Origin of the sequence: Flavobacterium rakeshii (assembly GCF_009741375.1) — a bacterium.
Taxonomy (GTDB): Bacteria; Bacteroidota; Bacteroidia; order Flavobacteriales; family Flavobacteriaceae; genus Flavobacterium; species Flavobacterium rakeshii.
The window spans coordinates 1-6,820 of record NZ_WOWP01000060.1 but is presented as its reverse complement, the minus strand read 5'-3'; the positions used below and the strand labels follow the sequence as shown (position 1 = coordinate 6,820).

General features: G+C 38.0%; 5 protein-coding genes. 3 read left to right on the top strand and 2 right to left on the bottom strand.

Going from position 1 to position 6,820, the window contains the following annotated elements:
- On the bottom strand, positions 1-914 hold a 914-nt coding region (locus GN157_RS15195; RefSeq protein WP_157484357.1), incomplete at its 3' end, for an immunoglobulin domain-containing protein.
- A 50-nt stretch (positions 915-964) separates the two neighbouring features.
- On the bottom strand, positions 965-3,406 hold the full coding sequence (locus GN157_RS15190; protein ID WP_157484356.1) for an immunoglobulin domain-containing protein: 2,442 nt from the start codon (positions 3,404-3,406) through the stop codon (positions 965-967).
- Positions 3,407-3,617: 211 nt separating this feature from the next.
- Between GN157_RS15190 and GN157_RS15185 the strand changes: the two genes are divergently transcribed.
- From GN157_RS15185 to GN157_RS15175, 3 genes are all read left to right on the top strand, one after another.
- Positions 3,618-5,204 (top strand): peptide chain release factor 3, encoded by a 1,587-nt coding sequence (locus tag GN157_RS15185; protein WP_157484355.1) that lies wholly within the window; start codon positions 3,618-3,620, stop codon positions 5,202-5,204.
- 124 nt (positions 5,205-5,328) lie between these two features.
- Positions 5,329-6,156, top strand: a complete 828-nt coding sequence (locus GN157_RS15180) for a sensor histidine kinase (RefSeq protein WP_157484354.1) — start codon at positions 5,329-5,331, stop codon at positions 6,154-6,156.
- A gap of 5 nt (positions 6,157-6,161) precedes the next feature.
- Positions 6,162-6,820 (top strand): response regulator transcription factor (locus tag GN157_RS15175; protein WP_157484353.1); only part of this gene is annotated, 659 nt, incomplete at its 3' end.

Below are 6,820 nucleotides of genomic sequence, written 5' to 3'. Positions count from 1 at the left end.
TCGCTAAGAGTATCTGTACCAGCATAAGCCGTACCGCCACTTGCCTGATTATACCAGGTTGTACTGCCTTCAACTGTTACAAGATCACCCACTGTAGGACTATCCTGTGAACAGAAGTTTTGGACAGCATCTCCTGTTGGGGCTGCTGTAGTATTTAAAGTAACCGTCACTGCCAGTCGGCTTGAGCTTACACAACTTCCCGGTTCCAGTGCCCCATAGTAAACAGCACCGCTTACTAAGTTATCTGTACCGGCATAAGCCGTACCTCCTGAAGACTGATTGTACCAAACCACATCAGCTTCATTAGTTACTAAGCTCGACACTGTTGGACTGTCAATAGAACAGAAAGCCTGTGCAGCGTCTCCGGTTGGAGCCGGTATGCTTATAGAATTATCATAATTACCATTGTAGTAATCAGTAAACAAAAGGGCATCTGCAAAATAGTTATTAAAGTCTCCTCCACCCATACCGGAATCTGTTGATTGCGGATCGGTTGCGTTATCAAATAACCTTACTCCCGGCGCACAACAGGCACTGTTAGGAAGTTCAAAACTAAACAGTAATAATTCTACTCCTGTGGTAAAACTGACAACCCCACCATTTGCCGATACTCCGTGAAAATCACTCGATGTATCTGCTGCCGGGGCATATATTTGAGAACTGTCGGCCCATCCGTAAGTATTTGTTGCAATATCCAACGTGGTGTTATCAACACTGGCAGGTACCACAATAGAGATTTGACTACCACCCGCAAATATAAAGGCAGGATTAGTAAAATCAGGGGTGGCATATACTCCATATGTACAGGAAGCCTCATCGAATTTAATAGTAAACTCGATGTTTTGTCCATAAAAATATGTAGTACTTATTAGCATTGTAAAAAGTATTATTATTCTTAGTTTTAAAATTTTCATAGCGTGCAATGGTTAGGTTAGGGAATGACGATGAAAAATTTAGCCCAGTATTATTGTGGTATCTGCTCTATCATACCGTTATAATTACTTAATCCGTTAGTGTTTAAGGGATAGGTTAGAATTATATTCTGAATTATAACCCTTTCATTATTTGCACCGTCATAAAGCACCTTACCATCCATATTCACATCTCCCGAGAAATATCCTGTTGCACTTGAAAAGTTTAGTACCTGATTAACATTTGATGCATGATTAAGTACCTGGCTGGCAAGCACCTGCCTGTCGTTAGCTGCACCATCATATTTTACATGGTCATCATAATTAGCATTTCCGCTATAAAGCGCCTTAACACTATTGACTGTTACCATTGCGTTACTCCCTGTAAATCCTGAAAGGCTGTATAAATCGGCATCGTCTATTGTAGTAAAATCTATAGTCACTTCACTATTAAGCACTGTTAGCATATTTAACCCCATAGCTCCAAAGTGGTTTCTATGTTTTACCGAGATATAGAAGGTTTCCGGCAAACCGCTAACTACAAGCGGACCTCCGTCTGAAGCTATAACATCCCCGTCTCTTTGCAGAAGTGCCGATACGGTTTTGAATACATTAGTAGGTGTATCTCTTATTTCAATAAAAACCCAGTCAACTATAGCATCTGATGTTCCTGCATTTGTATTGATTATTGTAGTTGTTGTTGTTTCGCTACCTCCGCCTACATGAGTAAATCTTGCATCCATTGATTCATCATACGGCTGATTTACCGGTATTAGTCCCTGAGTTCGTAAATCATCTCTCATTACACCGCCAGCAGTATCATAAAGAGCCCCCTGTAAAAGCACTTTTACGTTAAGCGTTACATCACACAAATCATCAAGAGTTACTGTAATAGCAAACCTTGTTGCACTCTCACAACCTGTAACGGCATCCTGAATGGCTGCATAATAAATAGTACCGTCTGTTAAAGCATCGGTGTCAAGATATTGGTTCCCTGCCGTGTCAGCATCATAGAACACAACATTAGACTCGTTTACTACCAAGTCACCAACAGTTGCTCCACCATAGGAGCAGAATGACTGAGCAGCATCACCTGTTGGTGTAGCTACACTATTTACTGTAACATCTACCTCTATTCTTAACGATTCTTCCGGACAGCCTATTCTTGCCGCTGCCACATAATAAGTAACATCTGTAGTAAGTGTTGGTGTGGTAAATGCATCTCCGGCAGCTACTGTTGCAAGTAAGTTACCATCTTCTTCTGCATCATACCATCTAAGTTCATTTGCTACATCAGTATCAGCAAATAAATCTATAGTACTGCCTTCACATCCCTGGGCATCCAGTGTATCGGGGTCTGTTATTTCCGGTCTGGCCGCTGTTCTCACAACACCAAAGAAGTCAAGGTTTTGAGAAACAGATAATCCTATTAACGACTCAAACGTTAATGTTATCCTGTCTATAGGTGCTCCCGGTGTTAAAGGTATTGAAGTGATTTCACCTCCGTTAAGACTCAATAAGTTTAGAGTTAAAAGTGTAGAAAGACTTACATCCTGCACCAGTGTAGCACCATTATAAGACTGTACACTTATACTGTTAGCTACATTTGCGTCGAGTAATGTTTGGGTTAACCTTATTTGCATGGTAAACTCATCACTTGATACAGACTCTCCCTCAAAATAAACGGTTTGCTCTATGGAAGCCGCAACGCCTAAAACTCCCATACTTAAAGTAGAGAAAGTACCTTCATCAGAATCTATAGCAAATTCAGGGTTTTCAACTCCTGCACCTCCAAGATTTATTAAATCAAGTGTTAAACCCGATCCGCTAAAAGAAGTAAAAGCTGCTGTACCACAGTTTGCAGGATCTTCAACATAATAAGCCTCATAAACTGATAAGTTTTTTTGAGCACCTAAACCTAGTAATGAACCTGTTCTGTTTGTTATTCTAATTCTATTATAGGCTTGGTTTGGAGTAATCATGACATAAAAATCTCCGGCATCATCAACTATTATCCTCATCCTGTCTGTAGCAAACTCTCCATCATCAAAACTGTCACCCTGCAAAACAACAGTAGTATTATTTTTTGCCTGCACAGTAAACTCCTGACTACCTGTTAATACTACTCCCAGTACATCTGCCAGTAATCCGCCTAAATTACCTCCCAGAAGAGCATTAAGTAAATCATCTTCCGTCTCAATTTTTACGTAAGATGTAGTATTTGCCGGAAGTGTACTTGGAAACTGTAGTTCAATATATCCGTTATACGCACCTAGACCGGCAGCTAAGCCGGCATTTGCCTTAACATTGGCAAAAGTTGTCAAATTACTATCATAAGCATTTGCAGGATTATCAACATGCGATGCGTTTGATACAGTAGCCGAATTGGCATATACCCTCGTTTGCGCCTGTGTTTCCTGAGAAAGCGAGAAAAACGCAAAAACAAAGAAAAAAGTGAGGGTTTTTAATTGGTTTGGGGTAATATTCAATATCATAAAATATTAGTATTAATTCAACAATATTCCTAAAAACTGATATTAAATTACCTACAATCTCAAGAACGAAAGAGATGTGTTATCAATATCGCAAAAGTGTCGACGAACTACATTATTTTATCGACGAAATGCAAAGCGTTTTAATTCTGTTTTTTGCGTATAAAAGCTATTTTTGCAGTGTAGATTTTAATGAAATTCGAGGTAAACGATAATGAGCTTTAAAACAGAAATTGAGAGAAGACGGACTTTTGGAATTATTTCACACCCCGATGCGGGTAAAACAACACTTACCGAAAAGCTACTTCTTTTTGGTGGTGCTATACAGGAAGCCGGAGCCGTAAAAAGCAACAAGATTAAAAAAGGCGCAACCAGCGACTTTATGGAGATTGAAAGACAAAGAGGTATATCTGTTGCTACCTCTGTTTTGGCATTTAACTACAAAGACAAAAAAATAAACATTCTTGATACCCCAGGTCACAAGGATTTTGCCGAAGACACCTTTAGAACACTTACCGCTGTAGATAGCGTTATTGTGGTAATTGACGTTGCAAAAGGGGTTGAGGAACAAACAGAAAAACTGGTTGAGGTTTGCCGAATGAGAAACATCCCTATGCTGGTTTTCATTAACAAACTTGACCGTGAAGGTAAAGATGCCTTTGACCTTATGGACGAAGTGGAACAAAAACTGGGATTAACCGTTACACCACTTAGTTTCCCTATTGGTATGGGATACGATTTCCAGGGGATATACAACATTTGGGAAAAGAACATCAACCTTTTTAGCGGAGACAGCCGTAAAAACATAGAAGAAACAATTGCTTTTTCAGACATAAATAACCCTGAACTTGAAAAAATTGTAGGAGAAGCTCCTGCAACAAGACTTAGGGAGGAACTGGAACTTATTGATGAGGTATATCCATCGTTCGACAGGCAGGCTTACCTTGAAGGTAAACTACAACCTGTATTTTTTGGTTCGGCATTAAACAACTTTGGTGTTAGAGAGCTTTTAGACTGCTTTATAGAAATCGCTCCGTCACCTAGGGCTAAAGATTCTGACACCAGAACGGTTAGCTCCAATGAAGAGAAATTCTCCGGCTTTGTATTTAAAATACACGCCAACATGGATCCTAAACACAGGGACAGACTTGCATTTATTAAAATTGTTTCGGGTACATTTGAAAGAAATAAACCGTACCTTCATGTACGATTAGATAAAAAATTAAAATTCTCAAGTCCAAATGCATTTTTTGCCGAGAAAAAAGAGATTGTAGATATTTCTTACCCCGGTGATATAGTAGGACTTCACGATACAGGAAACTTTAAGATTGGTGACACCCTTACCGAAGGCGAAATAATGAACTTTAAAGGGATACCTAGCTTCTCTCCTGAGCATTTTAGGTATATTAATAATGCCGACCCGATGAAAGCCAAACAGCTGGAAAAAGGTATTGACCAGCTAATGGACGAAGGGGTAGCACAGTTATTTACCCTGGAGATGAACAATCGTAAAGTAATTGGTACTGTAGGTGCACTTCAGTATGAGGTTATACAGTACAGGCTAGAGCACGAATATGGTGCAAAATGTTCTTATGAGAACTTCCCGGCGTTTAAAGCGTGTTGGGTAAAGCCGGAAGACTCTAAGAATGAAGAATTTGCCGAATTTAAAAGGATTAAACAGAAGTTCCTTGCTAAAGACAAGTACGGACAGCTCGTATTTTTGGCCGACTCTGATTTCTCCATTCAAATGACGCAGCAAAAATACCCAACAGTTAAGTTGTTCTTTACATCTGAATTTTGATTGACTTATTACAAAAAAACTAGCTAAAATCACTGTAATAACGTCCCGTGTAGAGCGATACGGGTGAATTAATAAAAATGGCAGTCTGACCTTAAAGCCATTATTAATTTAATTCAATCATTAGATGATTAAGCAATTTTTGCAAACAGCCCATGAGGCTGTTTCACACCTTACCGAACATCATTTATGGGTAAAAACAGCCCTATGGGATTTCTATACCCATTTGTCATTGTTCCAATATACATTACCCACACTGTCATTTCAGTACCCAATAACCAAAATACTGCTCATAGCTGTGATTTTTATGGCTATCCTTATTATTTCGCTTTTTTCACTTTTTAAGGATAAGCTCAAAAAACAGAAAATAATGTCGGGGTATGAAACTGAAACAAAACTGGCTAAAAAAGTTCATGACGAAATAGCAAATGAGCTATACAACATACTTTGCTATGCCTCTGTAAAAGACCTGAACACCCCTGAATACAAAGAAAAGTTACTCTCTGACCTCGACTTTATTTATAACAAAAGTAGAAACCTTTCCAGGGAAATAAACAACATTGACACCGGAAACGGCTACAAAAAACAACTTAAACTGATGCTAAACGAGTATCGAACCCCCGAAGTTAATATTATCATAAAAGACATTGACAGCATCAACTGGATTAAAGTATGTGAGTCAAAAAAAATAGCTGCTTACAGAGCCTTACAGGAATTAATGATAAACATGAGGAAACACAGCAATGCCTCTGTAGTAGTCATACAATTTAAGCATAAAGGAAGTAGGATATCCATTAGTTACTCTGACAACGGAAAAGGATTAACAAATAACCCAAATAGTACCAAAAATGGACTGTTGAATGTGGAAAACCGTATGGTTTCTATAAATGGTAAAGTTATTTTTGAACCAAAGCCAGGCAAGGGACTAAGCCTGACATTAAGTTACCCCTCATGACCTTTATGTTCAAAAAAATCCTAATAATAGAAGATATAGACAGTGTAAACCTTGGGATTAGTACAGCCCTTAAGGAAAAATACAATGTTAACATAACCAGTTCCAAATATTGCGACGAGGCTTTTTTAAAAATCAAGAAAGGGATTATTGAAGAAGCTCCTTATGATTTGGTAATTACTGACCTTTCGTTTATTGAAGATCACAGGGAATCTAAAATAACAACAGGTGAACAGCTTATAAAAAGTATTAAGCACGAACAGCCTGATATAAACATTATTGTTTACTCTATAGAAAACAGACCTTATAGAATTAAACAGCTTTTTGATGAATATAAAATAAACTCTTATGTCACAAAAGGCCGTGAAAGCACACTGGAACTTATAGAAGCAATAGATGCGCTTTCCAAAAAACAAAGTGTATATATTTCACCAAAACTAAGCCAAATACTTAAGGATGATGTTTTTTTTGAAATTGAGGACTTTGATATAGAACTAATACGCAATTTATCACAAGGGCTTACTCAAGATGAAATAAGTTACCTGTTAAAAAAACAGGGTAAATCACCATCCAGTATTAGTAGCATTGAAAAAAGAATAAACAAATTAAAAATATTTTTTAAAGCTAAAAATACCATTCATTTGGTTGCTATATCTAAAGACTTGGG